The organism is Variovorax sp. V118 (assembly GCF_041154445.1).
GTDB classification, from domain to species: domain Bacteria; phylum Pseudomonadota; class Gammaproteobacteria; order Burkholderiales; family Burkholderiaceae_C; genus Variovorax; species Variovorax boronicumulans.
This window is the reverse complement of sequence record NZ_AP028663.1, coordinates 38,609-64,960: the sequence shown is the minus strand read 5'-3', so window position 1 is coordinate 64,960 and position 26,352 is coordinate 38,609. Positions and strand designations below refer to the sequence as shown.

The following is a 26,352-nucleotide window of genomic DNA, read 5'->3' as shown; positions in this document are numbered from 1 at the left end:
GGGCGCTCCTCGGTTCAGGTCGAAAGGCCGGCGGCGTCGATCTTGCCGGCCAGCCACTGCAGTCCGGCCAGATGCTGATGGTCGTGGCTGCACAGGTAATGGATGAGGCTGCGCATCGTGAGCGGGCCGTAGCCCTCGAACACGGCCGTGCGCGCCAGCTGCGCGTCGCTCAGCTGCGAGATGATTTCCATCGTCTGCACGCGCGCCAGGCGGAACTCGGCGAGCACGGTGGCAGGGTCGGCCGCGCCGTAGTGGCGCTCGATGGCCAGCGGCTCGCTGTCGATCGATGCGAGCGTCGGATGGGTCTCGGCGAGCGTGCGGCGAAAGCGCACGTGGTAGCCCTCGATCTCGATGTCGCGCACATGGCACAGCTGCTCGATGGCGGTGAAGGCCTCGCTGGGCACGCCCTCCCACGACGGCGGCGCCCAATGCCGGAAGGCTTTGGGAATGGCCGCGTAGTGAGCTTCGAGCTGCGAGGGAAAGGCCGCGAGGGCTGCAAGGGTCGTGGGGTTCATGTCTTTTACCGAAGCGCATTATGGTGCGCGCTCCGTAAAATGGCCGATCCCCCTCAGCCCCTCCAGGAGACGCCCGATGAACGCCCCGACTTCCACCTCGCACCTGATGCCGGCGCTTCATCTGCGCGATGTCCCCGCAGCCCTGATCGACGGGCTGAAGGCGCGCTTCGGCGACAACTGTTCCACGGCGATGGCGGTGCGCACGCAGCACGGGCGCGACGAGTCGTCGTTCGACGCACCGCCGCCCGCGGCCGTGGTGTTCGCCGAAAGCACGCAGGATGTTGCCGATGCCGTGAAGCTCGCCAGCGAACACAGCGTGCCGGTCATTCCCTTCGGCGTGGGCTCTTCGCTCGAAGGCCACCTGCTCGCGGTGCAAGGCGGCATCAGCATCGACGTGTCGCGCATGAACCAGGTGCTGTCGATCAACGCCGACGACCTCACGGTGACGGTGCAACCCGGCGTCACGCGCAAGCAGCTCAACGAAGAGATCAAGAGCACGGGCCTGTTCTTCCCCATCGACCCGGGCGCCGACGCCTCCATCGGCGGCATGACGGCCACGCGCGCCAGCGGCACGAACGCGGTGCGCTACGGCACGATGCGCGAGAACGTGCTGGCGCTCGAAGTGGTCACGGCCAGCGGCGACATCATCCGCACCGGCACGCGCGCCAAGAAGTCGTCGGCCGGCTACGACCTCACGCGCCTCATGGTGGGCAGCGAAGGCACACTGGGCGTGGTCACCGAGGTCACGCTGCGCATCTACCCGCTGCCCGAGGCGGTGTCGGCGGCGATCTGCTCGTTCCCGAGCATCGAGGCCGCGGTGCGCACCACCATCGAGACCATCCAGCTCGGCGTGCCGATCGCGCGCGTGGAACTGATCGACGTGAACACGGTGCGCATGGTGAACGCCTACGCCAAGTTGAACCTGCGCGAAGAGCCGATGCTGCTGATGGAATTCCACGGCTCGCCCGCGGGCGTGAAGGAACAGGCCGAAACGGTGCAGGAACTCGCGAGCGGCCACGGCGGCAACGCCTTCGAATGGGCCAGCACGCCGGAAGAACGCACGCGCCTGTGGACCGCGCGGCACAACAGCTACTTCGCGGCCGTGCAGTCGCGCCCGGGCTGCCGCGTGATCTCGACCGACACCTGCGTGCCGATCTCGCGCCTGGCCGACTGCCTGCTCGACTCGGTGGCCGAAGCCGATGCCAGCGGCATCCCCTACTTCCTCGTCGGCCACGTGGGTGACGGCAACTTCCACTTCGGCTACCTGCTCGACCCGAACATCCCCGAAGAGCGCGTGAAGGCCGAAGAGCTGAACCACGCGCTGGTGAGCCGCGCGCTGGCGCTCGAAGGCACCTGCACGGGCGAACACGGCGTGGGGCTGCACAAGATGGACTTCCTGGTGACCGAAGCCGGCGTGGGCGCGATCGACATGATGCGCACGATCAAGCGCGCGCTCGATCCGAAGAACATCATGAACCCGGGCAAGATCTTCAGCCTCTGATCCCTCGCGATCACGCATCAATGAAAAAGCCCGGCGGCTCGCAAGAGCGCCGGGCTTTTTCGTGGCCCGAAGGCCCGCGTTTTGTTCTTACCTGCGGCGACGTGCCGGTGCCGGCTCCGGCGGCACGTAGGTCTGCGAAGGCGCGGCGCCACCGTCGACGCCCAAGCGGCCACCGCCACCCAGGCCCTGGCCGCGCACGGTCTGTGCCTTGTAGTTGCGCAGCGAGCGGACCATCTGGTTGAACGCGTCCATGAAGGCTGCGGCAATCACCTTGCCCTGCGCCGTGTTGGTGTAGCCGCCAAGGCCACCGGCGCCGCTGCGGCCGGCCAGGCCGCCGAAGGCGCCGAAGTCGGTCTTGGAGGCGCTGCCTTCGGCTGCTGCGACCTGCACGCCCGAGCGGTTGTCGATGAGCGTCAGCAAGGCGCTGGCTTCCTTGGTCTGCAGGCTGCCGCCGACGGCTGCGATGGCACGGCCACGGCCGCCCCCCACAAGGCCGCCGAGCGCACCACCGATGCCGCCAGCATCGCTGTTGCTGAACACGATCTCGGGCGACAGGCCGTAGTCGGACGCCACCATCTGGCCGCGGCCGAAGTTGCTGCCGCCGCGCATCTCGCCCGACTGCTGCAGCGCGCGTTCACGCGTCATGGCGTTCATGCCGGCCGCGCCGCGCTCGACCACGATGAAGCAGTTCGACTGCTGCACCAACAAACGCAACAGATTTGCAGTAGGCGGTAGGCGGTACTCGCCCGTGAGGATGGTGTACCAACCCGCGTTGACGTTCTCGACCAGCGACACGGTGCCCAGTGGCGATTCGCAGCGCTCGAGCTGGCTGCTCTCGCCCGAGGTGGCACCGCCGGCGGCGCTGCCAGTGGCCATGGTCTTGGCCGACTGGCTGCCCATCTGCATGTCGGTGGTGGCGCAGCCCGTGAGCAGCAGTGCGCCGACGGCGACTGCGGCGAGCGGGAACTTGGTGGCGAAGAACGGCATGGTCGACTCCCTCGTTTCGATGGTGGTGGTCTTGCAGGGCTGAAAGAAAAACCGCGATCGAGGATACGCGCAAAGGATTGCAGGAATCAATCAAACGAACGCTGGGGTCCGTCTTCGCAACACAAGCGGAACTAGGCCGTTCGGCGGATGCGCTCGATGAGCCCGTTGAGCGCCTCGATGGAGCCGAAGTGGATCGCCAGCTCGCCGCTCTCGCCGCGCTTCGTGCGCTTCTTGATGCGCACCTCGACCTCGGCCGTGAGCAGGTCGGCCAGCTCTTCTTCCACGCGCTGCAGGTCGCGCGATTTCTCGCCGGCATTGCCGCGCCGCGAGGGCGTGAGCGTGAACTCGGCCGCGAGCTTCTTCACCAGCGCCTCGGCCTCGCGCACCGACATCTTCTTGGCGGCGATCTGGTTGGCGGCGGTGATCTGCGTGCCGCGGTCGAGCGACAGCAGCGCGCGCGCGTGGCCCATGTCGATGTCGCCGGCCATCAGCATCAGCTGGGCGGGCTCGGCCAGGTTCAGCAGGCGCAGCAGGTTGCTGGCGGCACTGCGCGAACGGCCGACGGCCTGGGCCGCCATTTCGTGAGTGAGCCCAAACTCGGTCACCAGGCGTTGCAGGCCTTGGGCTTCTTCCAGCGGATTGAGGTCTTCGCGCTGGATGTTCTCGATGAGCGACATGGCCGCCGCAGCCTCGTTGGGCACGTCGCGCACCAGCACCGGCACGGTGTCCAGGCCGGCGAGCCGGGCGGCACGGAAGCGCCGCTCGCCCGCGATGATTTCGTACTCGGCATTCTTGGCCGCGGCCGATTCGGCATCGAGCCGGCGCACCAGGATCGGCTGCATGATGCCCTGCACCTTGATGCTCTCGGCCAGCTCGTACAGCGCGCCCTCGTCCATGCGGGTGCGCGGCTGGTAGACGCCGGCCACCATCTGGTCGAGCTTCAGCGTGTTGGGGTTCTGCGGGGCGCCGCCCTCTTCCGTGGCGCGGTCGCCGCCATTGCCGAGCGGATCGGCGGAGGGTGCGGCCGTCGGGCCGAGCAGCGCTTCGAGGCCGCGGCCCAGGCCCTTGGGTTTCTTGGTCGCCATCAGTGCGTGTCTTTCGAGAGGTCGTTCAGGAGTTGCCGGCCTTCGGGCCAGTCGCCCAGGCCGGATTCGGCGTTCAGGTGGCCGCCGGTGCCGGCATCGATGAAGCGTGCGCCCCAATCGGCGGCCAGCTGCTTCGAGCGCGAGGCTTCGCAGTACGGGTCGTCGTTGGCGGCGATCAGCACTGCCGGGAACGGCAGCGGCTGGCGCACGATGGGTGCCCAGCCGGGAATCAGTTGGCGCAGGTCGTCGCGCTCCAGGTCGCCGGGCGCCACCAGCAGCGCGCCGCGCACCTTGTGCGTGTTGCGCGAGTGGGCCGCCCAGGCGGCTGTGAGGATGCAGCCGAGGCTGTGGGCGGCCAGCACCACTGGGCCCGGCGCGGCCAGCACTTCTTCTTCGAGGCGGATCGACCAGTCGCCGCGCAGCGGGCGCATCCACTCGTGCTGGTCGACGCGGTGGTCGCCGTAGACCGACTCCCAGCGGGTCTGCCAATGGCCGGCGCCGCTGTTCTGCCATCCGGGCAGCAGCAGGATGCGGGGTTCACTCATGGCTGGTTGCTACGAACTTGATAGCGCCTGCCGCCCTTCGGGCGAGCATCAGACGGGGTTTTGATCGGTATCGGCGACGGAAGCAGAAGGCGCGGCGGCCAGCACATCGTCGGGAATCGGCAGGTCGGGCACCACGCGCGGCGGAGGCGTGACCGGCGGTGCCACCGCGCCCGAGGCAAAGGCGCTCGCGGGTGGCATCTTGGCGACCAGCTCTTCGGCAAAGGCGATGAAGGCCTGGCTGCCGCGGGCGGACGGGTCGAACACCACGCCCGGCAGGCCGTAGCTCGGGGCTTCGGCCAGGCGCACATTGCGCGGGATCACGGTGTCGAACACCTTGTCGCCGAAGTGGGACTTGAGCTGCTCGCTCACCTGCTGCTGCAGCGTGATGCGCGGATCGAACATCACGCGTAGCAGGCCGATGATCTGCAGGTTCTTGTTGAGGTTGGCGTGCACCTGCTTGATGGTGTTGACCAGGTCCGTGAGCCCTTCGAGCGCGAAGTACTCGCACTGCATCGGCACGATCACGCCGTGGGCCGCGCACAGGCCGTTGAGCGTCAGCAGGCTCAGGCTCGGCGGGCAGTCGATCAGCACGAAGTCGTACTCGGCACCGACCGCCGCCAGCGCGGTGCGCAGGCGTTTTTCGCGGCGGTCGAGCGCCACCATTTCGACTTCGGCGCCGGCCAGCTCACGGTTGGCGCCCAGCACGTCGTAGCTGGCTTCGGCCTCCACGAGCTTGTCGGACTTCACCCGCGCCTCGGCCACCGAGGCCGATTCGAGCAGCACGTCGTACACCGTGAGCTCCAGCTGGCGCTTGTCGATGCCCGAGCCCATGGTCGCGTTGCCTTGGGGATCGAGGTCGATCATCAGCACACGCTGGCCCACCTTGGCCAGGCCGGCGGCGAGATTGACGGTGGTGGTGGTCTTGCCGACGCCGCCCTTCTGGTTGGCGATGCAGAAAATCTTGGCCATGTGTCGTCAGTGCGGGTCGTCGGGGTCGGTCAGCGCGAGATCGCGAGCTTGATGCCGAAGGCAATCAGGAAGGTGCCAGCCAGCTTTTCGAGCGTGGCCGAGATGCGGGGATTGGCGCGGATGCGCTCGGCCAGGAAGTGCGTGAGCAGCGTCGAGGTCAGGCCGTACAGGAAGGTCAGCGCGGCGATGGTCACGGCCATGGCGCCGAAGGTAATGACACCCTGGTGGCGCGCCGGATCGACGAACAGCGGGAAGAAGGCCATGTAGAACACGATCGCCTTGGGGTTCAGCAAGGTGATCGTCAGCGCCTGGCGCAGGAAATGGCTCGGGCGGATGTTCAGGATCGGTGCCGCGCCGGGCTTGGCCAGGAGCATCTTGAGGCCGAGCCACGCCAGGTAGGCGGCGCCCAGCCATTGCACCGCCTTGAAGGCGGCCGGGTAGGCCGCCAGCACGGCGGACACGCCCGCCACCGCCGCCCACATCAGGACCTGGTCTCCCAGGATCACGCCGAAGGTCGCTGCCAGGCCGCCACGAATGCCGCCTTTGCTGGTCGAAGTGATCAGCGCCAGATTGCCCGGACCGGGAATCAGAAGGAACAGGACGATGGCGGCGACGAATGCGCCGTAGTCAGCGATGCCGAACATGGGATTTGCCTCGAAAAAGAGAGCCAGGGGGAGGCTTCGAGTCTAAGGCAGGCCAGCGCCGGGAAGATTGCTCCGGCACCGGCTTTTGCCGGCGCCGTCGCATCTTTTACGAAATCAGGCGGCCTCTTTGCGCGCCCAGACGATGCAGCGCTCGGCGTCCAGGCCCGGCACCGTCAGTTGTTCCACGTGAAACACTGCGACGCCGGCCGGCAAGGCGGCCAGTTCGTCGGTCGGCATCTTGCCCTTCATGGCGAGCCAGACACCGCCCGGTGCCAGCAGGTGCACCGAGCCGTTGAAGAAATCGGGCAGCGATGCGAAGGCGCGCGAGCTGATCACCTCGTAGCTTCCGGCCAGCGATTCGACCCGCGCATGCAGGCCGCGCAGGTTCGGCAGCTCCAGTTCGGCCGCCACCTGTTGCACGAAGGCCGCCTTCTTGGCGACAGCGTCGAGGCAACTGACCTCGATGTCGGGCCGCATGATGGCGATCACCACGCCCGGCAGACCGCCGCCGGAGCCGACGTCGAGCAGCCTGCCCTTCCTGCCCACTCACGCTGCAGCGGTGCGACGGCCGCGAGGCTGTCGAGCAGGTGGTGCGTCATGACGCCGGCCGGGTCGCGCACGGCCGTGAGGTTGTAGACCTTGTTCCACTTGAGCATCAGCGTGCCGTAGGCCAGCAGCTGTTCGCCCTGCGTGTCGGACAGGGCCACGCCCAGGGCGGCTGCGCCTGCGCGCAGCGTGTCGAGGGGCGTCGCGCTCATGGTGCGGTGTGCGGCTCGGTGGCAGCAGCTTCGGTGGTTTCTGTGGTCGCGGCGGTCTCGGCGGCATCGCGGGCGAAGGCCTTGTGCCCGCCCTTGCGCAGGTGAATCATCAACAGCGAGATCGCCGCAGGCGTGACGCCCGAGATGCGCGATGCCAGCCCCAGCGTCTCAGGCCGGTGTTTGTCCAGCTTCTGGCGCACCTCGAAGCTCAAGGCCTTGACCTGGCCGTAGTCGAAATCGGCCGGCAGCTTCAGGTTCTCGAAGTGGGCGGCGCGCTCCACTTCGTCGTGCTGGCGCTCGATGTAGCCGGAGTACTTGGCCGAGATCTCGATCTGCTCGATCTCGGAAGCGCTCAGCACCGACGACGGGCCGTACTTGCCGCCATCCAGCGACATCAGGGTTTCGTAGTTCACGTCGGGCCGGCGCAGCAGGTCGGCCAGGTTGTATTCGTGCTCGATGGCCTTGCCCAGCACCCGGACCGACTCGGTCGCCGGCAGGTTGCGCGGGTTCACCCAGATCGACTTGAGCCGCTCTGTTTCACGTGAAACAGCGTCGCGTTTGCGGCTGAAAGCGTCCCAGCGCGCGTCGTCCACGAGACCCAGCTTGCGCCCTACTTCGGTCAGGCGCATGTCGGCGTTGTCCTCGCGCAGCTGCAGCCGGAACTCGGCGCGGCTGGTGAACATGCGGTACGGCTCGGTCACACCCTTGGTGATCAGGTCGTCGACCAGCACGCCCAGGTAGGCCTCGTCGCGGCGCGGCAGCCAGGCGTCTTCGCCGCGGCATTGCAGCGCGGCGTTGATGCCGGCGAACAGGCCCTGGGCCGCGGCTTCTTCGTAGCCGGTGGTGCCGTTGATCTGTCCGGCAAAGAACAGGCCGCGGATCGCGCGGGTCTCGAAGCTGCTCTTGAGTTCGCGCGGATCGAAGTAGTCATATTCGATGGCGTAGCCCGGGCGCAGGATGTGGGCGTTTTCCAGGCCCGGCATCGAGCGCACCAGCTGGTACTGGATGTCGAACGGCAAGCTGGTCGAGATCCCGTTCGGGTAGTACTCGTTGGTCGTCAGGCCTTCGGGCTCCAGAAAGATCTGGTGGCTGTCCTTGTCGGCGAAGCGGTTGATCTTGTCTTCGACGCTCGGGCAGTAGCGCGGACCGACACCGTCGATCTTGCCGGTGAACATCGGGCTGCGGTCGAAGCCGGAGCGGATGATGTCGTGCGTGCGCTGGTTGGTGTGCGTCACCCAGCACGGCATCTGCTGCGGGTGCATCTCGACCTTGCCCATGAAGCTGAACACCGGCATCGGCCCTGCCCCACCAGGCATGCCGTCGCCGGGTTGTTCGGTGCACTTCGAGAAGTCGATGCTGCGGCCGTCCAGGCGCGGCGGCGTGCCGGTCTTGAGGCGACCCTGCGGCAGCTTGAGTTCCTTCAGGCGCGCCGACAGGCTGATGGCCGGCGGGTCGCCTGCGCGGCCGGCCTGGTAGTTGTCGAGGCCGACGTGGATGCGGCCGTCGAGGAACGTGCCCGCGGTCAGCACCACGGTGCGCGCGCGGAAGGCAATGCCCACCTGGGTGACAGCGCCGACCACGCGATCGCCTTCGATCATCAGGTCGTCGACGGCTTGCTGGAACAGGCTCAGGTTCGGCTGGTTTTCCAGGCGGTGGCGGATCGCGGCCTTGTACAGCACGCGGTCGGCCTGCGCCCGCGTGGCGCGCACGGCCGGGCCCTTGCTCGAATTGAGGATGCGGAACTGGATGCCCGCCTCGTCGGTGGCAATGGCCATCGCGCCGCCGAGCGCGTCGACCTCCTTCACGAGGTGGCCCTTGCCGATGCCGCCGATCGACGGGTTGCAGCTCATCTGCCCCAGCGTCTCGATGTTGTGGGAGAGCAGCAGCGTCTTGGCGCCCATGCGTGCGGAAGCGAGCGCGGCTTCGGTGCCGGCATGGCCACCGCCGACGACGATCACATCGAATTCTTCGGGGTACAGCATTGGAAAAAGGGGGCGCACCACAGACGCGTGCGCGGCGCAAAAAAGGGCACTAATTTTAAGCGGCGATGCCCTGCCGCAACCCCTGTGTGGACAAGCTAGGGAGCCGCGCCAAAATCGGCCTGGAGCCTTGTCGGCATTGCGCAGTTTGCTACATATTTAATAGCAAACAACCCGCATCGGGCGGTCACTTGGGAGGGTCAGAGCACCGGTTCGGGCTTCTCGATGCCCCGCAGCTCGCCACTGGGTGCCGGCGTGCGCGGCGCAATGACCCGCTCGTCCTGCAATTCGCGCACGGCGAGCTTCTTGTCGGTCATGCGCACCGCGCCGAAGATCGTGGAGAAGGCCACGTCCTTCGCGTCGCGCCCCGTGCCCACGCGCACCAGCCGGTCGACGGGCGCCATGCGCGTCGGGTCGAACAGCACCCACTGCCCGCCGAGCCAGGCTTCGAACACGGCGTGAAAGTCCTGCGGCGGCTCGTCGAACCACACATAGCCCACCACCAGCCGCGCCGGAATGTTGAGCGCGCGGCAGAAGGTGATGCCCAGGTGCGCGAAGTCGCGGCACACGCCGGCGCGCTGCACGAACACTTCGCGCGCCGTGGTGGTCGAGTCGCTGCTGCCCGGCACGTAGACGATGCTGTCGTGGATCCAGTCGGCAATCGCCTGCACGCGGCCGATGCCCGGCGGCAGGTCGCCGAAGAGCTGCTGCGCGCAGCGCGCCAGCAGGTCCGACTCGCAGTAGCGCGTGGGCAGCAGGTCGCCCAGCACCGCGTCGGGCAACTGGCTCACCGGCACCTCGGGCAAGGTGGCCGGCACATGCACCACCGGGCGCCGCACCGTCGCGCGGTAGGCGATGGTCAGCGGCCCGGGCGCCGCGTCGAAGCGCACGAAGCGGTTGCCGCTGTCGGCCTCGCAGCCCATCCGCAGCCGCGCGGGCGGCGCGATGGTGAGTGTCTCGGCCAGCACCGCCTGCGCACCCGTGCGCGCGGCCTCGATGTTCAGCCGCAGGTGCGCCGGGGCGTCCACCTCGTAGTCCAGGCGCAGATCGACGTGCGACAGGTGCATGGCATGGGGCAAGGCGGTCAATCGAGCGCCTTCTTCACCGCGCCCACGCCAAGTGCGGCCAGCACCACGAACAGCACCGCCAGCACGAGGAACAGGCCGAACAGCAGCTTGGCGATGCCCGCCGCGCCGGCCGCCACGCCGCCGAAGCCCAGCAGACCCGCCACGAGCGAGATGACCGCAAAAATGATCGCGTACTTGAGCATGGTGAACCACTCCTTGGTTGCTTTGCGGCGGGCATGCGCCGCCGTGTCCGGACTGTAGGAAGCCCCGCCGCGCCGCCCGATAGTCGCCACGCGCGAGCCTCCGTAGGACAAAAACGCGATGCAGCCAAACCCGCTAGCATCCCCTGCGGTCGCACAGATCTTTTCCTTCTATCCATTGGAGTTTTTTCGAATGAAGCTGTACTACTCGCCCGGCGCCTGCTCCCTCTCCCCCCACATCGCGCTGCACGAAGCGGGCATCGCCTTCGAGCCGGTGCTGGCCAGCACCAAGAGCCACAAGCTGCAGGACGGCACCGACTACTACGGCATCAACCCGCTGGGCTACGTGCCGATGCTCGAGCTCGACGACGGCACCCGCCTGCGTGAAGGCCCGGCCATCGTCCAGTACATTGCCGACCTCGCCCCCACCAAGAACCTCGCGCCCGCCAACGGCACGATGCCGCGCTACCGCCTGCAGGAGTGGCTGACCTTCATCGGCACCGAGATGCACAAGGGCTTCAGCCCGCTGTTCAACCCGGCCATGCCCGAGGAAGCCAAGTCCATCTCCAAGGACAAGCTGAAGGCCCGCTTCCAGTGGCTTGACAGCGAACTCGCCGCCAAGCAGTACCTGATGGGCGAGCATTTCAGCGTGGCCGACGGCTACCTGTTCACCGTCACCAACTGGACCAAGCCCACCGGCGTGGACATCTCGGACTTCCCCAACGTGCTGGCCTGGCACGCCCGCGTGGCCGCCCGCCCCGCCGTTCAGGAAGCAATGAAGGCCGAAGGCCTGCTGAAGTAAGCAAAAGCGCGCAGAACGCGACGCCAGCGACGATCCGGGCCATCCCAGGGAAAACCCGGATCACCGCAGCCACAAGCCGCATGCCGCGGCTTTTTTTTCGGGCGACGCTACGGCATCCGTCACCAGGAAGCCGAGCCGCCTATGTCCGAATCCCCTCCCCCTTCTTCTTCCCCGTCCCCTGTCGAGCTGCGCGAAGAGATGCGCGGGCCCGTCATGTGGCTCACCATCGACCGCGAGGAGCGCCGCAACGCCATCAACGCGGCCGTGCTCGAGGGCCTGTCCGATGCGCTGGCGCGCGCCAACCGCGACACCGCCGTGCGCGCCGTGGTCCTCACCGGCGCCGGCACGCGCGCCTTCTGCGCCGGCGCCGACCTGCAAAGCGGCACCTCGTTCAAGTTCGACTACGCCGCGCCCTACCAGGGCATGGCCAACCTCTTTCGCCAGGCGCGGCAATCGACCGTGCCGCTGATCGCGCGCGTCAACGGCGCCTGCATGGCGGGCGGCATGGGCCTCATGGCGATGTGCGACCTGGCCGTGGCCAGCCGCCAGGCCGTGTTCGGCCTGCCCGAGGTGAAGGTCGGCGTGTTTCCCGCGCAGGTGCTCAGCGTGCTCGGCGGCCTGCTGCCGCGCCGCGTGCTGGCCGAGATGTGCATCACCGGCGAACCGATCGACGCCGCGCAGGCGCTCGAGCTGAAGCTCGTCAACCGCGTGAGCGACGACGTCGACGAGAGCGTCGACTGGCTGCTGGGTCGCCTGCTCGACAAGTCGCCCGCCGCCATCCGACGCGGCCTGTACACGATGAAGAAGATCGAGACCATGGCCTTCGAGGAATCGATGGCCTTCACCGAAAGCCAGATCGGCCTGTTCGCGCTCACCGAAGACGCGGCCGAAGGCCAGCTCGCCTTCCGCGAGAAGCGCAAACCGCAATGGAGTTGCCGATGAACAGCAGCAACCACAACAACAATCGCGTCGTGCGCATCGGCGGCGCCTCGGGCTTCTGGGGCGACAGCAGCGTGGGCGCGCCGCAGCTCGTGGCCAGCGGGCAGATCGACTACCTCGTGTTCGACTACCTCGCCGAGCTCACCATGTCGATCCTCGCGGGCGCGCGGCTGAAGAAGCCCGAGCTGGGCTATGCGACCGACTTCGTCTCCGTCGCGATGAAGGCCGTGCTGAAAGACGTCGTGAAACAAGGCATCCGCGTCGTGAGCAATGCGGGCGGCGTCAACCCGCAAGGCTGCGCCGATGCGCTCGCGGCACTGGCCGCCGAGCAAGGCGTCTCGCTGAAGATCGCCGTGGTCAGCGGCGACGACGTGTCGCCGCTGCTGCCCGAGCTGCGCGCCTCGCAACCGCCCGTGCGCGAACTGCAGAGCGGCGCGCCGCTGCCCGAGCGCGTGCTCAGCGCCAACGCCTACCTGGGCGCGCGCCCGGTCCAGGCCGCGCTCGACGCGGGCGCGCAGGTCGTCATCACCGGCCGCTGCGTCGACTCGGCCGTCACGCTCGGCGTGCTCATGCACGAATTCCAATGGCAGCCCGGCGACCACGACCTGCTCGCCGCGGGCAGCCTCGCGGGCCACATCATCGAGTGCGGCTGCCAGGCCACCGGCGGCCTGCACACCGACTGGGACACCGTGCCCGACTGGCCGAACATCGGCTATCCCATCGTCGAATGCAACGCCGACGGCAGCTTCGTCGTCACCAAGCCCGCGGGCACCGGCGGCAAGCTCACGCCCCCCGTGGTCGGCGAGCAGATGCTCTACGAAATCGGCGACCCCGCCGCCTACCTGCTGCCCGACGTGGTGGCCGACTTCACGCAGGTGCGCATCGAACAGGCGGGCGAACACCGCGTGAGCGTGCACGGCGCGCGCGGCCGCGCACCCACCGGCAGCTACAAGGTCTGCGCCACCTACGTCGACGGCTTCAAGACCGCGGCGCAGCTCACGATCGTCGGCTTCGACGCGGTGGCCAAGGCGCGGCGCACCGGCGAAGCGATCCTCGCGCGCACCGGCGCCCTCTTCGCGCAGCAGGGCCTCGGGCCCTACAGTGGCACGCAGCTCGAAGTGCTCGGCGCCGAGTCCTGCTACGGCCCGCATGCGCAGACGCAGGCGCAGCAGATCCGCGAGGCCGTGCTGCGGCTCGCCGTGACGCATCCGCGCAAGGACGCGCTGGAGCTGTTCGCGCGCGAGGTCGCGCCGGCCGGCACCTCCTGGGCGCCCGGCACCACGGGCGCGGGCGGCGGACGCGCCTCGGTGTCGCCGTCGATCCGGCAGTACGCGTTCCTGCTCGACAAGGCGCGCGTGAGCCCGCAGGTGCGCGTCGATGGGCAGGCCGTCGATGTGCCCGCAACGCACGCCACCAGCGACGACCCGCCTGCTGTGCGCACCAACGATGAACTGCCCCAGGCCACGCCCGGCGACGACGCCATCGAGGCCCCGCTGATCCGCCTCGCGTGGGCCCGCAGCGGCGACAAGGGAGACACCTCGAACATCGGCGTCATCGCACGCCATCCCGACTTGCTGCCGCTGCTGCGCGCGCAGCTCACCGAGGCCCGCGTGGCCGCATGGCTCGCGCACCTGGTGCAGGGCCGCGTCACGCGCCACGAGGTGCCCGGCATCCACGCCTTCAACTTCGTCTGCGAGCAGGCGCTGGGCGGCGGCGGCATGGCCTCGCTGCGCAACGACCCGCTCGGCAAGGGCATGGGACAGATCCTGCTGGCGCTGCCCGTGCGCGTGAGCCCGGCGTTGCTGGCGCGGCTGCTTCCTTAGCACCAATCGGGACAACCGTGCGACAGCAGGGTTGAGACGGGCGGCTTAGCCTTGCGCCTGTTTCAACTCTGCCCCCTCAATCCACGATGTCCACCCTTTTCGACCCCGTCCAGGCCGGCGACCTCCAGCTCGCCAACCGCATCGTGATGGCGCCGCTCACGCGCAACCGCTCGCCCAACGCGATCCCGCCCGACATCGCCGCCACCTACTACGCCCAGCGCGCCAGCGCCGGCCTGCTCATCACCGAAGCCACCGCCATCAGCCACCAGGGCCAGGGCTACGCCGACGTGCCCGGCCTCTACGGCACCGAACAGCTCGACGCCTGGAAGCGCGTGACCGACGCCGTGCACGCCGAGGGCGGCAAGATCGTCGTGCAGCTGTGGCACGTGGGCCGCGTCTCGCACACCGAACTGCAACCCGGTGGCGGCAAGCCCGTCGCGCCCTCGGCCATCACCGCCAAGACCAAGACTGTGCTCATCAAGGACGGCGTGCCCACCTTCGTTGAAACGTCCGAGCCGCGCGCGCTCGACGCGGCCGAACTGCCCGGCATCGTCCACGCCTATGCCGCGGCCGCACGCAACGCCGTCGAGACCGCGGGCTTCGACGGCGTCGAGCTGCACGGCGCCAACGGCTACCTGCTCGACCAGTTCCTCAAGGACGGCAGCAACAAGCGCACCGACGACTACGGCGGCTCCATCAAGAACCGCGCGCGCCTGTTGCTGGAGTCCACGCGCGCCGTGGTCGATGCCGTCGGCGGCGGCAAGACCGGCATCCGCCTGTCGCCCGTCACGCCCGCCAACGACGTGCACGACAGCGACCCGCAGCCGCTGTTCACCTACGTCGTGCAGCAGCTCGCGCCGCTGAACCTGGCCTACATCCACATCATCGAAGGCGCCACCGGCGGCCCGCGCGAAATCGCCGACCGCCCCTTCGACTACGAAGCCCTCAAGGCCGCCTACCGCGCCGCCGGCGGCAAGGCCGCCTGGATGGTCAACAACGGCTACGACCGCCCCCTGGCCGAAGAAGCCGTGAAGGAAGGCGACGACCTCGTGGCCTTCGGCAAGCCCTTCATCTCGAACCCCGACCTGGTGCGCCGCCTGCGCGAGCACGCGCCGCTGAACGAGCTGGACAAGGCCACGATGTATGGGGGTGGGGTGAAGGGGTATACGGACTATCCGGCGTTGGGCTGAGTCGGCCCTTCGGCGTCAACTTCTTCGCGCTTGCCCCGCCCTTTTTCGCGGGCAGCGCGTGAGGTGACGATTGTTCGCAGTGTGCGCCGCGCAGTCCCTGCAGACTGCGCCGACCTCTCCTCCTTCTCTCAAGGAAGTCGTCGATGCCGCGCACGCTGTCTGTCTCTTCTGCTGCGATCCCTGTTGTTCTTGGTCAGGCTGCACTGGAGCCCGTGCGGCTGTCAGGGCATGAAGGGGTCAACAGCCTCTTCGCCTACGAGCTGTTTCTCAAGACCCCGGATGCGCTGGCTCTGTCCGGCGTCTCTTCTGGCGCCGACTTCGACCTGGATGCCTTCATCGGCCAGGAGATCAGCTGCGAGATCGAGCTCGATGGCTCTTCCCCCCGCCAGATCAACGCCCTGATCACCGACGCAGCCCTGTGGGGCGAGGAAGGGCGCCACGCCCAGTACAAGCTCACCCTTCGCCCCTGGCTGCACCTGGCCACCCTGCGCACCGACTGCAGGATCTTCCAGAACCTCAGCGTCGTCCAGATCCTGGACGAACTCCTGGGCGGCTACGCCTTCCCCGTGGACAAGCGCCTGATCGAGCACTACCCCGTGCGCGACTACCAGACCCAGTTCAACGAGAGCGACTTCGCCTTCTTCTCCCGCCTGTGCCAGGAATGGGGCATCAGCTACCACTTCGAAAATTCGGACGGCAAGCACCGCCTGGTGCTCTCGGACGCCATGGGCGCCTATGCGGCTGGCGATCCGCTGTACGAGCATGTGGAATACCACGCCCCGGGCTGGAAGATCGATGCCGAGTACATCCACAGCTTCGTTCCCCAGCACCAGCTCACCAGCGGGAAGTACGCCACCCGGGACTACGACTACACCCGGCCCAGGGCGGATCTGAGTGTTTCTCGAAGCGACCCGCGCCCGACCGGGCAAGCCGAGGGCGAGGTCTACCAGTGGCATGCCTCGGGAGCGGGGGGTAGCCACTACGCCCAGCCCAATGCGGGGGCTGATGCAGGCACTGATCCTCACAGCGAAGGCCACTTGCTCTCCCTGCTGCGCATGCAGGCACTGCGCACCCATGGCGCCCGGGCCCAGGCCAGCGGCAACCTCAGAGGCATGGTGCCAGGATGCACCTTCCAGCTAAAGAAACACCCGAGGGAGTCGGCCAACGCCGAATACCTGATCCTGGACACCCGCCTCCTCATCGAGGACGTGGCCGAAGACAGCCAGAACCGCGAAGCCAGTCCTGACCGCAAGCAGCAATGGCGCGTGCAGGTGGACTTCACAGCCCACCCGGTCACAGAGCCCCTGCGACCCGAGCCGACCCAGCCCAAGCCCGCCATGGTCGGCCCGCAGGTGGCGCTGGTGGTGGGCCCCGAAGGCCAGAACCTGTGGACGGACGAGCTGGGGCGCATCAAGGTGCAGTTCCCTTGGGACCGGCAGGGACAGAAGAACCAGCACAGCAGCTGCTGGGTGCGGGTGAGCTCGCCCTGGGCGGGCAACCAGCTCGGGGGCATCCAGATCCCGCGCATCGGGCAGGAAGTCATCGTGAGCTTCATCGCGGGAGACGCGGACCTGCCGATCTGCATGGGAAGAGTCCACAACCAGGTGAACCTGCCGCCGTGGCAACTCCCCGGCCAGAGCGCATTGAGCGGGTTCAGGAGCCGGGAGCTGACCGAGGGTGGGGGCAACAGTGCGGCGGGCAGGTCGAACCACCTGATCCTGGATGACACGGCCGAGAAAATCCAGGCGCAGCTCAAGAGCGATCACCAATCCAGCAGCCTGAGCCTGGGGGCGATCACGCGCATCGAGGACAACGCGGGCAGAAAGGAGCCCAGGGGTGAGGGCTTCGAGTTGAGGACGGATGCTCATGGCGTGCTCAGGGCGCAGGACGGCATGCTCATCACCACTGAAGGCCGCCCCGATGCCGCTCGCCACGCCAAGGACATGGGCGAAACCATCCAGCGCCTGACGAGCGCACGCGACCAGATCGAAGGCCTGGCCGAAGCGACCCGCACAGCCGAGGCTCAGGACGACAACGACGACCAGTCCACCGTCGCCCATGCCATCAAGCAGCAGAACGAAGACCTCCGGGGCCACGGCAGCCCATCGACCGAAGGCCGCTTTCCCGAACTGGCCACACCGCATCTCGCGCTCGCCAGTCCTGCAGGCATCGCCGCCACCACCGCCACGCACCTGCATGCGCACACCGGCGCGCACATCCAGCTCACCAGTGCCGGCCACACCTCCTTGAGTGCCGCCCAGCGCATCCTCGTCAGCGTGGCGGAAGGCATGCGCATCTTCACGCTCAAGAGCGGCATCAAGGCCTTTGCGTCGCAGGGCGACATCCGCATCGAAGCCCAAAGCGACGCCATCGAGGCCACGGCCTTGAAAGACATCGACATCGTGAGCACCGAAGACACCGTCTACATCACCGCCAAGAAGAAGGTCACGATCAACGGCGGCACCAGCTTCAGCGAATGGAGCGAAGGCGGCATCCGGCACGGCACGCTGGGCACATGGATCGAACATGCCGCGATGCATGGGACGCCGGGGCCGGACAAGAAGCCAGGCCCCACCGCACAGACCGTGTGCTGGGAGTGCATGCAACGCGCCATGCGCCGCGCGACCGCGGCTGCACCTCGGGAGTGACATGCCGAACCACACCGCGCAACAGTCATCCGACCTCACACACGCTGCACGAACCAGACTCGATGTGGCGCTGCATCGAGCCATGTCGACGCAGATCGAACACTGGCTCAGTGCCGAAAGCGCTGCGACCGCCACGCCCATACACCGCTACGCACTCGTCAGTGCGGGGCAATGCGAAGAAGGAGTCGTCGCTCGCATGGTCGCGATGCAAGAGCTCGCCTGCGAACGCTTGTTCATGCAGACACCCGAAGCCGAGATGGCCGACATCGGCCCCTGGCTCATCGAGATCCCCGCCTCATCTTCCGAGTCGCTGCGCCATGCGCTCGCGCATCAGGCTGCGGCCGAAGCGCTCACCCTGATGGCCAGCCCGCTGCGCTTGCAGAAGCTTTCCGCGCATCTGCGCGGTTTCCTGTCCGGCACATTGCCCGATGGATCGTCCGTTCTGTTGCGCTACTTCGATCCCCGCATCGGCTTCGACATATTCGCGCACTGGTCAGACCCCGTGCAGCGCAAATTCAGCCGTCCGCTCGCCTGGTGGGCAGGCTGGGACGGTGACCTTCGCATTCGGTACATCAAGGGTAGCGCAGACACCGAGATCACGCCGTCGAACGAGGGAGTCGAACTTACTGCCGAATGGGTCCAGGCCATCGACAAGGCAGGGGAAGCGAATCTTGTCATCGCCCTGCTCTGCGAAGAACTGGAAACATCGAATCCCCCCGCGGCCGACCTGCTCGCACAGATGCATCCATTGCTTCGCCGGAAGATCGCACAAGCCGCGCTGGCATTCGCCCGTCATGCAGGCCTGGCGGGTTGGGACAACAAGGCACACGCATGCCGCCTTGCCTTGCTCAAGCACGCGCGCTTCCACACCCACCCCGGCTTCCTCGACGCTTTGTCGGTTGCACGCACACCTCTGAATCTCCGTGATGTCCTGGCGCACACGCCATCGGCAGTGCAGCAAGGCTGGGCGTGCGACCGCGACGCGATGCTGGTTCGCCTCTGCGACGAACAGTCCAACGCCCTTCTGTCTGCCTTCAACACGACGGGCGGTGGCTTCATGTCCGACGCCAAGACCTTCTGATCCATGGCAAACGAACCCAAGACCGGCGCATCGGTGTGCGATTGCAGCGACCCGGCGCAGCAAGTGGCCGTGATCCTCTATCCCAGCCTCGGCACGCCGATGCTGATCTCTTCCAGCCAGAAAAAGTGCAGCCTCTTCATCGCCACCGCGACGCTCGGCGTGGCCAACAGCGCTGGCCGACGAACCACGCATGACAAACGCGCAGAGGTCGTCTCCATGGATGGCGACGAAGAGCAGGCCGCCGTGGCCACCGTGGCGCGTCACCTGCGCCTCGTCGGCATGAAGGGCACCAAACCCGACGCCGACATCCGCGTGGGTGGACTGACCGGAGACGGCGCAGACTGCGCCAAGGCCAAGGGCGCCATCAAGGTCTGGCGCGTCGCCAAGTTCGAAGCCGGCGCGCTCATCTACAACCAGAAAGGCGAAATCTTCGCCACCCTCAGTCCGCAGGCTGCGAGCGCGTACACCGCCTCGGGCTTCGCGGGCGGGCACATCTACGAAGTGGAGCTCGACATCGAAAAACTGGCCGTCCAGCCCGAGACCGACAGCTTCAAGAGCTTCGCCTGGATGGTCGAACCTACCCGCCAGCAAAAGGAAAGCTTTCCCACGCTGTGTGCTGCCAGCACGGTGCATTCTCAAGACCTGCTGGTCGAGTCCTTCCTTGCCGCCCAGGTCAACGACCTGCGGCACCGGCACCAGCCCACCAACACCGACGGCGCGCCCAAAGGGAAGGAAACCAACCTGATGGAATACGACGTCGCACAAACGGCACAGAAAGCCCGCACGCTGGCCCTCGACGACTCCCAGCGCTTGGCGGCGTGGCATCCCGTCATCCGACTGGCCAGTGACGGACCACTGAAGCTCGGGCACCTGAGCGACGTTCACATCAACGTGCGGCACAACGCGCTGGCCAAGTCACCGGCGCGCATCATCGAAGACAACAGCAGCTTCGACGGCCCTGCAGTGGGCGCACGCGTGTGCAACAGCTTCAACGCGCTCAAGGAGCTCTTCGACAAGATCGGTGCCGGCAAGAAGCCCGACACGGCCCTGCTCTTCACCGGCGACCTGATCGATTTCAATCGCAACATCGATCCCCGGCAGGTCGGCGACGGCATCGGCGAGCAATGGAAAAAGTTCAACGTGTTGAACCACTTCAACACGCTAGGCCTGTACCCACGCGGGCAAGACGACATGCTCGCCTTCAGCCTCGTTCGCTACGCCTACAACGAACTCAAGCTGCCTGTGTTCATGACCAGCGGCAACCACGAGGCATACACGGTGCCCTACGGCATCAGCCCGCGCATCAACGACTGGGGCGCCGCCATGGGCGTGCTCGAAGACACCACCGACACACTCGACACCGATGGCTGGGGCAGGGAACGCGCCTTCGAGCCCACCACCACCGTCGCTACGCACGCAGGTACGCACCAAGCCCGCCGGATCGGAATCAAGGCCGAGATCGGTCGACGCGTCGTCAACAGCAACAAGAACCTCCATATCGGGGATCTGGCGGAAACCTACCGGGACTTCGACAAGGCCAGCCAATGGCACAACAACAAGGCCAACGAAGGCATCTCGGCCGACCACAACATGAGCATCTACGAGACCACGCTGGCATATGGCCCCACCTATGCACAGGCCCTGACCGGCAACAACTACAGGACCGAGAATTACGACTGGTTCTACGCCCTCTTCACGCCGCTCGAGGACGTGCTGATCGCGCTGGGCGTTGAACCCGACCGGCCCGGACCGACCACCCAGGTGATCGCGGCGCTGGGCTGGGGGCAAGGGGAGAACTTCAAGAACCTCACGGTGAGTGGCCTGCTGATCACCTCGACCGACCGCCAGGGAACCGGCATCCTGCCCCGCGCAACCCAATCCTTCAGCAACAAGCAGCTGCAGTTGCTGGGGCAGGCCCAGAGCCACAAACGCGCAAGCCCGGGTGCCAGCCTCACGGTGGCGACGCACTTCACCATCATCAACTACGACGAACCGCTGCCCTACTCGGCCACGCCCGAACAGGCACGCTTTATTCCTTTGAGCAGTCCCTTGGGCGCCCCTCTTCGCGGGCAACCCGGATTCAATCACGTCAACACCGGCACGTGCGAAGTCAACCAGGACGTCTATTTCGAGCGCTTCGTGTGCGTCGACGGTGGCAGCACGGGCAAGGCAACACCCGAGACCGCGGTGGATTGGCACTTCAGTGGCCACAGCCATCGCAGCGGCGTTTACGACGTCGCGTGGTGCCAGCCGTCCAGTGGCGCGCGCATGGTCCAGGTCACCAGTGCTGTCGACCCCGGCATCCGCAAGGAGACCGTGAAAGCGCCGGCACGCCAGCGCACGCGCTTCATCGTCAGCAGCAGCGGCGGTCCGGTCGGCAAGCAGAACCTCGACCGAGAACTCGACAGCTGGACCTTGCGTCCGCCCTCGGGCACGCTCCTGGACCCTGCGACGGGCGTCATCACCCAGGTCATGACGCAACGCTCATGCAAGAGCGCCGGCGCCCCACTGAACGAGAAGCCGCGCCTCGCGGTGGCACTCGACTACATGGCCGTGATGAGCCGGCATCCAGAAAAAGGCATTGATCCGCCCTTGGCCTTTGCGCCCACACCGCTCATACAGGCAGGGTGGAAGGTGCCGATAACGTTGAGTGGAACCGTGGCCAAGCTGGAGTGCATTTCGGGGATCAGGTTTTGGGTTTTCGAAAGTGGCAAAGATGAAGAGAAGCGCGTCGTGAAGCAATGGAACATGCTGACAACCACATTCAACCCGGACACCAAAGCGCCCTCCATCGCATTCACAGCGGAAGATCATGCCGTGCTGATCCGAGCTCTAGGCGAAGGCTCGATCACCACGCAGGCCTTTTGCGAAGTGCTGCTCAAGCAACCTAAGGTCGGCAAGGACGATTGGAGCAAGGACATGGACTGCACCGACCCTTGGATGTTTCCACTCGAGATCGGCGTTTTCGGCACGGCGCTCAAGGGCGGAGGCATGACCTACGGAGCAACGGGGAGCTCGAAGTGGTTCTTCCGCAGACCCGCGGAAGAACGAGGGGAAGTTCCCGATTGGAAGTTCTGGCGAAGTACTACGCGGGCAAGGGATATACACCGGCGGATGAGGCCATCGATCCCGCCAAAGCAAGCGAGAAAAAACAATGAGGAGGCAGCCATGCAACGTCGTTTTTTTCTCGAGAGTGCGGCCGCCCTTGCCGGAGGAGCATCTGTGTCACCTGGGTTTTGTTCTATGAAAAACCCAAACATCAAGCGCTTTGGCAAGAGCTACAGTTACTTGGCAGACCCAACGTTGCGCGCCAGAGAAATCGGTGACAGCGTGCTCACTATCGAGAACGCGGAGTTCAGCGACGTTAACTTCATGGACTTGACCTGGCGAAAAGTCAGGCTGGTGAACTGCGATTTCATCGGGGCCTATGAAACCAAACTCGAACGCTTGGAGCAGGCCCTCCTCGAGAATTGTCGATTCGTCGGAATTCACAGTTTCGGCAACATGGTCGACGTCAAATTTTTGCGATGTCAGGTCCGGGGGCGCACCTTTCTACAAGGGCAATCCGATAGCAAGAATCTCGTCTTCGAAGAGTGTTCCTTCATGGGGAACTCCGCTGAGCCCAATGAATGGGGTTCTGTCGGGAGCTATGCCCAAGCCATGTTTTTGGCCTGCAAGGCAAAGTGGTTCAACTTGCGTGGTCACACAAAGCTCGATCTCGTCGATTGCAACATTGAGGATGTGAATGCAGCGCCTTGGCATGAACATGGCGGCTCCCACGTACTTATCGACAAGTGCAAACTGAAGGGCCTCGTCGATCTATCGGGGGCCGGCTCACTTTTGCATTCACTCACTGTTCGCGACACCTTGCTGGAACGTCTGGACCTGAGCGACACCACCATCAAAGGCGACTTGGTTGTGGAGCGAGTTAAAGGCGGCTACATCAACGCCTATGTCAAACAAGCTCGCAGCCTTCGCGTACGCAACAGCCAGATTCAGGGCAACGGCAAGAAGATCTTCGAGGCCTATGCCGGAAGGATTCTGTCGATCGAAATCGACGGGGTCGTCTTTGGCGGCGACCTCTCCTCCGAGCCGGTGATGATTGCGGGTGGCTTCTCGCTCAAGAGCGCCGACCGGATTTCGAATGTCAGTCAATCGATCGACATCAGGAATTCGACCATCCCCACGCTTGACGCAAGCTACCTCAACACCCAGCGTTTCGTGCTGACAAACAACCAGATCATGCGTGCCAACATTTCAAACAGTCGCATTGGAAATCTGGAGGTTTCCAGCACCAGCATCACCGGCAAACTCGATTTGCGTGGAACCCAGGCCGTGAAGCAGAAAGTCGATTTGCGCGCTGGCAGTACCCTCGGACGCGTCGATCAGATGGATGGCTCGAACATCGAGTTAGAGCCTCGCGCCCAGCGCTGAAGTGCTCATTCCGGATTGCCACCCAGGACGTCCGCGCATACCCTCGGCGCCTGTCCATCACGCGACTCCGACCATCGCCATGCCTCGCATCACCGATCGCCTCACTGCGTTGGGCCTCGCCCTTCCTCCCCCTGTCACGCCACCACCCGGCGTCGTCCTTCCCTTCCAGTTCGTCCGTCTCATCGGCCGACGCGCCATGATCTCGGGCCATGGTCCGTTGAATGCCGATGGCAGCATCGCCGCACCACTCGGCAAGCTCGGTGCTGAACTGACCGTTGAGCAGGGCTACACCGCCGCGCGCCTCACCGGGCTCGCGATGCTCGGCAGCCTGCAGCGCGCGCTCGGCGACCTGGACCGCATCACCGCATGGACGCGCGTGTTCGGCATGGTGGCCTCGGCGCCCGGCTTTCAACAGCAGCCGGCGGTCATCAACGGGTTTTCCGATCTGATCCTCGAGCTCTTCGGTCCCGAGGTCGGCGCCCATGCGCGCAGCGCCGTGGGCATGGCGGAGCTGCCTTTCGGCATCCCGGTGGAGATCGAGGGCGAGGTCGAGTTCGACGCGTGAGCGACAACGCTGCATCCTGGCACCTGCGCCGCGCCACCGCCGACGACGTGGCGGCCGTCGCCGCATGCGCCGTCGAGGCCTTCCGCACCTACATCCCGCGCCTGGGCCTCACGCCGCGGCCGATGACGCGCGACTACGCGCAGGCCATCGCGCACCTGCAGGTCTGGGTGGCCGAGCGCAAGGGTTCTCAGGTCGGCGCGGCGCTGCTGCTCGACGTCACCGATGAAGGCTTCCTCATCGACGTGATCGCGGTGCACCCCGACTACCAAGGCAGCGGCGCGGGTCGCGCCTTGCTCGAACTGGCCGAGCGCGAAGCGCTGCGCCAGGGCCACGCATCGATCTACCTGTTCACGAACGAGAAGATGACCGAGAACCTCGCGCTCTACCAGCGCATCGGCTATGTCGAGTTCCGGCGCGAATCCCTCGACGGGCGCACACGCGTCTATCTGCGCAAGCCACTGACACGCGCGTGAACTGTCAGGCGTCATCCCCGAAGGTCACGCTCACGCGCAAGCCGGTGGGCTCCGCGGCGTCGAGCCGCAACTCGGCCCCCAGCAACTCGGCATAACGCGCCACGATCGACAGCCCCAGCCCCGCGCCCTGCCCCAGCTTCTGGCCCGCGGGGCCTTGCGCCCAGCGTTGCATGAGGTCGCGCTGCGCCTCGAGCGGAATGCCGGGCCCATCGTCGATCACGCTCAGCGTGCGACCCGCGAGTTCGACGGTGATGGTGCGGCCGCCGTAGCGCAGTGCGTTGTCGATCAGGTTGTCGAGGATGCCCTCCACCAGCGCTTCGTTCGCAAGCACCGTCACGCCGTCGTCGAGGCCGCGCGCGCCCAGGTCGACACCGTGCGCGTCGGCGCGCGCCAGGTGGCGCAGCACGGTCTGCTCGGCCAGCATGTCGAGCGACACGGGCGTGCGCTGCAGGTCGGTGCGCGCCTCGTCGGCCAATGCCAGCGCCAGCAGCTGGTCGATCAGGTGGCTCGCACGCGCCTGCCGTTCGGACACGCGCGTGAGCTGTTCGCGCCACACCTCGGTGTCGTGCTGCGCGAGCCCGTACTCGGCCAGCGCGCGAATGCCCGCGAGGGGCGTGCGCAACTCGTGTGCCACGTTGCCCACGAACTCGCGCTGCGCGCGCACGCTGTGGCGCAGGCGATCGAACAGCGCGTTGACGGCATCGCCCAGGCGCTGCAACTCTTTCGAGGTCTGCGCCACGGTCACCGGCGAGAGGTCGCGCACGTCGCGGGTGTCGAGCGCACGCTGCAACTCGCCGAGCGGACGCAGGTCACGTCGGATGCCATGCCAGAGCCACACGGCCAGCAGCACGAGCAGCAGCACCTGCGGCGCCATGGCATAGAACAGCAGCCGCTGCACCAGTGCGGCGCGGCTCAACGTGGTCTGCGCCACGATCACGCGGTAGGGCATGTGCAGGCCGGGCTCGGCGTCGTGATCGAGCACGACGGCACGCAGCACGTTCCCGTCGTAGTCGATATCGGAAAAACGGTAGCGCGAACCTTCGTCGGGCAGCGGTGCCTTCAGGTCGACCCTGCCCGAGATCGGCGTGCCGTCGAGCCGCTGCACCGAGAAGTAGACCTTGTCGGTCTGGTCGAACAGCACGGTCGCCACTTCGCGCGGCGTCAGCAGCAGCTCGATGCCGCGTTCGCCGGCCTGCACATTGGCCGACAGCGCATAGGCGTCGTCGAGCATGCCGCGGTCGAAGGCCTGCTCGGAGAAGTAGTTGGCGATGACCAGCGCGATCACCGCACCGGCCATCCAGGTCAGCGCCAGCGGCACCAGCACGTTGCGCAGCACGCGCCGCGTGAGCGAAGGTGCAGTGCGCGTGACCGGTGGGGTGGCCTCGCTCACGGGCGGCCTCACACCTCGGCTTCGAGCAGGTAGCCGATGCCGCGCAGCGTGCGGATGCCCGCGCCCGAGCCGAGCAGCTTCTTGCGCAGGCGCGAGATGAAGGCCTCGAGCGCGTTGTCGCCCAGCGATTCGTCGAAACCCGAGAGCTTGTCCGACAGCGCCCGCTTGCTCACCGTGCGGCCTGGCGGGCTCATGAGTTCCCACAGCACCTCGAACTCGCGCGCCGGCAGATCGAGCGGTGCGTTCGCGACCGCGAAGCGCCGCGCCTTGCGGTCGAGCTTGAGCTGGCCGAGCACCACGATGTCTTCGGTGCCCTTGGCGCGCCGCACCAAGGCGCGCAGGCGCGCCTCCACCTCGGCGAGGTCGAAGGGCTTGCCCAGGTAGTCGTCGGCGCCGGCGTCGAGCCCGGCGATGCGCTCTTCGGTGCGACCGCGCGCCGTGAGCACCAGCACCGGCGTGCGGTCGCCGCGCGCACGCGCCTGTCGCAAGGCCGTGAGGCCGCTCGCCAGGCCGCTGGTGGGGCTGGCGGTGGCGGGCAGGTTGAGGTCGAGCAGCACGGCGTCGAAGGGCTGCACGCGCCACAGGTGGTCGGCGTCCTCGACGTTGGTCGACACGTCGACCCGGTGGCCGGCGTCGGCGAGGCTGCGCAGCATCACGTCGCGCAGCACGGTGTCATCTTCCACAAGCAGGATTCGCATGGTGAGTGAATGAGTGGTGGGTGATTTGTGGGTCTGCCCTGGCGATGGACGCGTCAGCG

Annotated in this window: 21 protein-coding genes and 1 pseudogene; 10 read left to right on the top strand and 12 right to left on the bottom strand. The window is 66.6% G+C overall.

Features of this window, described 5'->3' with window-relative positions; all coding sequences use genetic code 11:
- Window positions 1–14: 14 nt before the first annotated feature.
- Window positions 15–515, bottom strand: coding sequence for a DinB family protein (locus ACAM52_RS00280; RefSeq protein ID WP_369645754.1), 501 nt, complete (start codon window positions 513–515; stop codon window positions 15–17).
- 76 nt (window positions 516–591) lie between these two features.
- Between ACAM52_RS00280 and ACAM52_RS00275 the strand changes: the two genes are divergently transcribed.
- Window positions 592–2,016 (top strand): FAD-binding oxidoreductase, encoded by a 1,425-nt coding sequence (locus tag ACAM52_RS00275; protein ID WP_070061438.1) that lies wholly within the window; start codon window positions 592–594, stop codon window positions 2,014–2,016.
- An 87-nt stretch (window positions 2,017–2,103) separates the two neighbouring features.
- On the opposite strand, the gene ACAM52_RS00270 is transcribed toward ACAM52_RS00275, so the two are convergent.
- The 9 genes and pseudogenes from ACAM52_RS00270 to ACAM52_RS00230 form a co-directional block, all read right to left on the bottom strand.
- Window positions 2,104–3,003, bottom strand: coding sequence for a CsgG/HfaB family protein (locus ACAM52_RS00270; RefSeq protein ID WP_070061439.1), 900 nt, complete (start codon window positions 3,001–3,003; stop codon window positions 2,104–2,106).
- Between the two features lie 131 nt (window positions 3,004–3,134).
- Window positions 3,135–4,088: a ParB/RepB/Spo0J family partition protein gene (locus tag ACAM52_RS00265; RefSeq protein ID WP_062473760.1), complete on the bottom strand. Its 954-nt coding sequence runs from the start codon at window positions 4,086–4,088 to the stop codon at window positions 3,135–3,137.
- Window positions 4,088–4,633 (bottom strand): RBBP9/YdeN family alpha/beta hydrolase, encoded by a 546-nt coding sequence (locus ACAM52_RS00260; RefSeq protein ID WP_369645753.1) that lies wholly within the window; start codon window positions 4,631–4,633, stop codon window positions 4,088–4,090. The genes ACAM52_RS00265 and ACAM52_RS00260 overlap by 1 nt, the downstream gene beginning before the upstream one ends.
- Window positions 4,634–4,681: 48 nt before the next feature.
- Window positions 4,682–5,602, bottom strand: a complete 921-nt coding sequence (locus ACAM52_RS00255; protein WP_062473764.1) for a ParA family protein — start codon at window positions 5,600–5,602, stop codon at window positions 4,682–4,684.
- 29 nt (window positions 5,603–5,631) lie between these two features.
- Window positions 5,632–6,246: a LysE family transporter gene (locus tag ACAM52_RS00250; RefSeq protein WP_095743039.1), complete on the bottom strand. Its 615-nt coding sequence runs from the start codon at window positions 6,244–6,246 to the stop codon at window positions 5,632–5,634.
- A 114-nt stretch (window positions 6,247–6,360) separates the two neighbouring features.
- Window positions 6,361–7,004 (bottom strand): annotated as a pseudogene (gene rsmG, locus ACAM52_RS00245) (16S rRNA (guanine(527)-N(7))-methyltransferase RsmG).
- Window positions 7,001–8,986: a tRNA uridine-5-carboxymethylaminomethyl(34) synthesis enzyme MnmG gene (gene mnmG, locus ACAM52_RS00240; protein WP_369645752.1), complete on the bottom strand. Its 1,986-nt coding sequence runs from the start codon at window positions 8,984–8,986 to the stop codon at window positions 7,001–7,003. The pseudogene rsmG and the gene mnmG overlap by 4 nt, the downstream one beginning before the upstream one ends.
- A gap of 197 nt (window positions 8,987–9,183) precedes the next feature.
- Entirely contained in the window at window positions 9,184–10,050 is an 867-nt protein-coding gene (locus ACAM52_RS00235) for a transglutaminase family protein (protein ID WP_369647816.1), read from the bottom strand.
- A 17-nt stretch (window positions 10,051–10,067) separates the two neighbouring features.
- Window positions 10,068–10,253 (bottom strand): DUF1328 family protein, encoded by a 186-nt coding sequence (locus ACAM52_RS00230; RefSeq protein ID WP_013538518.1) that lies wholly within the window; start codon window positions 10,251–10,253, stop codon window positions 10,068–10,070.
- A gap of 190 nt (window positions 10,254–10,443) precedes the next feature.
- On the opposite strand from ACAM52_RS00230, the gene gstA reads away from it, so the two are divergent.
- The 9 genes from gstA (at window position 10,444) to ACAM52_RS00185 (ending at window position 24,205) form a co-directional block, all read left to right on the top strand.
- Window positions 10,444–11,052, top strand: coding sequence for a glutathione transferase GstA (gene gstA, locus ACAM52_RS00225; RefSeq protein ID WP_369645751.1), 609 nt, complete (start codon window positions 10,444–10,446; stop codon window positions 11,050–11,052).
- Between the two features lie 141 nt (window positions 11,053–11,193).
- Entirely contained in the window at window positions 11,194–11,994 is an 801-nt protein-coding gene (locus tag ACAM52_RS00220; RefSeq protein WP_369645750.1) for an enoyl-CoA hydratase/isomerase family protein, read from the top strand.
- Entirely contained in the window at window positions 11,991–13,814 is a 1,824-nt protein-coding gene (locus tag ACAM52_RS00215; RefSeq protein ID WP_369645749.1) for an acyclic terpene utilization AtuA family protein, read from the top strand. The genes ACAM52_RS00220 and ACAM52_RS00215 overlap by 4 nt, the downstream gene beginning before the upstream one ends.
- An 86-nt stretch (window positions 13,815–13,900) precedes the next feature.
- Window positions 13,901–15,004: an alkene reductase gene (locus ACAM52_RS00210; protein WP_307696841.1), complete on the top strand. Its 1,104-nt coding sequence runs from the start codon at window positions 13,901–13,903 to the stop codon at window positions 15,002–15,004.
- Window positions 15,005–15,147: 143 nt separating this feature from the next.
- Window positions 15,148–17,652, top strand: coding sequence for a type VI secretion system Vgr family protein (locus tag ACAM52_RS00205; RefSeq protein ID WP_369645748.1), 2,505 nt, complete (start codon window positions 15,148–15,150; stop codon window positions 17,650–17,652).
- 1 nt (window position 17,653) lies between these two features.
- Complete coding sequence (locus tag ACAM52_RS00200) at window positions 17,654–18,733, top strand: DUF4123 domain-containing protein (protein WP_369645747.1); 1,080 nt, start codon at window positions 17,654–17,656, stop codon at window positions 18,731–18,733.
- A 3-nt stretch (window positions 18,734–18,736) separates the two neighbouring features.
- Window positions 18,737–23,167, top strand: coding sequence for a pentapeptide repeat-containing protein (locus ACAM52_RS00195; protein WP_369645746.1), 4,431 nt, complete (start codon window positions 18,737–18,739; stop codon window positions 23,165–23,167).
- A 79-nt stretch (window positions 23,168–23,246) separates the two neighbouring features.
- Window positions 23,247–23,732 (top strand): RidA family protein, encoded by a 486-nt coding sequence (locus ACAM52_RS00190; RefSeq protein ID WP_369645745.1) that lies wholly within the window; start codon window positions 23,247–23,249, stop codon window positions 23,730–23,732.
- Entirely contained in the window at window positions 23,729–24,205 is a 477-nt protein-coding gene (locus ACAM52_RS00185; protein WP_369645744.1) for a GNAT family N-acetyltransferase, read from the top strand. Before ACAM52_RS00190 ends, ACAM52_RS00185 begins: the two co-directional genes overlap by 4 nt.
- Before the next feature lie 4 nt (window positions 24,206–24,209).
- Here the strand turns inward: ACAM52_RS00185 and ACAM52_RS00180 are convergent, their stop codons facing one another.
- Both ACAM52_RS00180 and ACAM52_RS00175 read right to left on the bottom strand, forming a co-directional pair.
- A complete protein-coding gene (locus tag ACAM52_RS00180) occupies window positions 24,210–25,595 on the bottom strand; it encodes a sensor histidine kinase (RefSeq protein ID WP_369645743.1) in 1,386 nt (461 codons plus the stop codon).
- An 8-nt stretch (window positions 25,596–25,603) separates the two neighbouring features.
- Window positions 25,604–26,293 (bottom strand): response regulator transcription factor, encoded by a 690-nt coding sequence (locus ACAM52_RS00175; protein WP_056574813.1) that lies wholly within the window; start codon window positions 26,291–26,293, stop codon window positions 25,604–25,606.
- Window positions 26,294–26,352: the final 59 nt, after the last annotated feature.

What these genes read in the sequence shown, in the direction of transcription:
- ACAM52_RS00255 (WP_062473764.1), bottom strand. Translation starts at nt 5,602, where the DNA reads ATGGCCAAGATTTTCTGCATCGCCAACCAGAAGGGCGGCGTCGGCAAG.
- ACAM52_RS00190 (WP_369645745.1), top strand. Translation starts at nt 23,247, where the DNA reads ATGCCTCGCATCACCGATCGCCTCACTGCGTTGGGCCTCGCCCTTCCT.
- ACAM52_RS00260 (WP_369645753.1), bottom strand. Translation starts at nt 4,633, where the DNA reads ATGAGTGAACCCCGCATCCTGCTGCTGCCCGGATGGCAGAACAGCGGC.
- ACAM52_RS00280 (WP_369645754.1), bottom strand. Translation starts at nt 515, where the DNA reads ATGAACCCCACGACCCTTGCAGCCCTCGCGGCCTTTCCCTCGCAGCTC.
- mnmG (WP_369645752.1), bottom strand. Translation starts at nt 8,986, where the DNA reads ATGCTGTACCCCGAAGAATTCGATGTGATCGTCGTCGGCGGTGGCCAT.
- ACAM52_RS00215 (WP_369645749.1), top strand. Translation starts at nt 11,991, where the DNA reads ATGAACAGCAGCAACCACAACAACAATCGCGTCGTGCGCATCGGCGGC.
- ACAM52_RS00210 (WP_307696841.1), top strand. Translation starts at nt 13,901, where the DNA reads ATGTCCACCCTTTTCGACCCCGTCCAGGCCGGCGACCTCCAGCTCGCC.
- ACAM52_RS00175 (WP_056574813.1), bottom strand. Translation starts at nt 26,293, where the DNA reads ATGCGAATCCTGCTTGTGGAAGATGACACCGTGCTGCGCGACGTGATG.
- gstA (WP_369645751.1), top strand. Translation starts at nt 10,444, where the DNA reads ATGAAGCTGTACTACTCGCCCGGCGCCTGCTCCCTCTCCCCCCACATC.
- ACAM52_RS00235 (WP_369647816.1), bottom strand. Translation starts at nt 10,050, where the DNA reads ATGCACCTGTCGCACGTCGATCTGCGCCTGGACTACGAGGTGGACGCC.
- ACAM52_RS00205 (WP_369645748.1), top strand. Translation starts at nt 15,148, where the DNA reads ATGCCGCGCACGCTGTCTGTCTCTTCTGCTGCGATCCCTGTTGTTCTT.
- ACAM52_RS00270 (WP_070061439.1), bottom strand. Translation starts at nt 3,003, where the DNA reads ATGCCGTTCTTCGCCACCAAGTTCCCGCTCGCCGCAGTCGCCGTCGGC.
- ACAM52_RS00200 (WP_369645747.1), top strand. Translation starts at nt 17,654, where the DNA reads ATGCCGAACCACACCGCGCAACAGTCATCCGACCTCACACACGCTGCA.
- ACAM52_RS00250 (WP_095743039.1), bottom strand. Translation starts at nt 6,246, where the DNA reads ATGTTCGGCATCGCTGACTACGGCGCATTCGTCGCCGCCATCGTCCTG.
- ACAM52_RS00195 (WP_369645746.1), top strand. Translation starts at nt 18,737, where the DNA reads ATGGCAAACGAACCCAAGACCGGCGCATCGGTGTGCGATTGCAGCGAC.
- ACAM52_RS00275 (WP_070061438.1), top strand. Translation starts at nt 592, where the DNA reads ATGAACGCCCCGACTTCCACCTCGCACCTGATGCCGGCGCTTCATCTG.
- ACAM52_RS00265 (WP_062473760.1), bottom strand. Translation starts at nt 4,088, where the DNA reads ATGGCGACCAAGAAACCCAAGGGCCTGGGCCGCGGCCTCGAAGCGCTG.
- ACAM52_RS00230 (WP_013538518.1), bottom strand. Translation starts at nt 10,253, where the DNA reads ATGCTCAAGTACGCGATCATTTTTGCGGTCATCTCGCTCGTGGCGGGT.
- ACAM52_RS00220 (WP_369645750.1), top strand. Translation starts at nt 11,194, where the DNA reads ATGTCCGAATCCCCTCCCCCTTCTTCTTCCCCGTCCCCTGTCGAGCTG.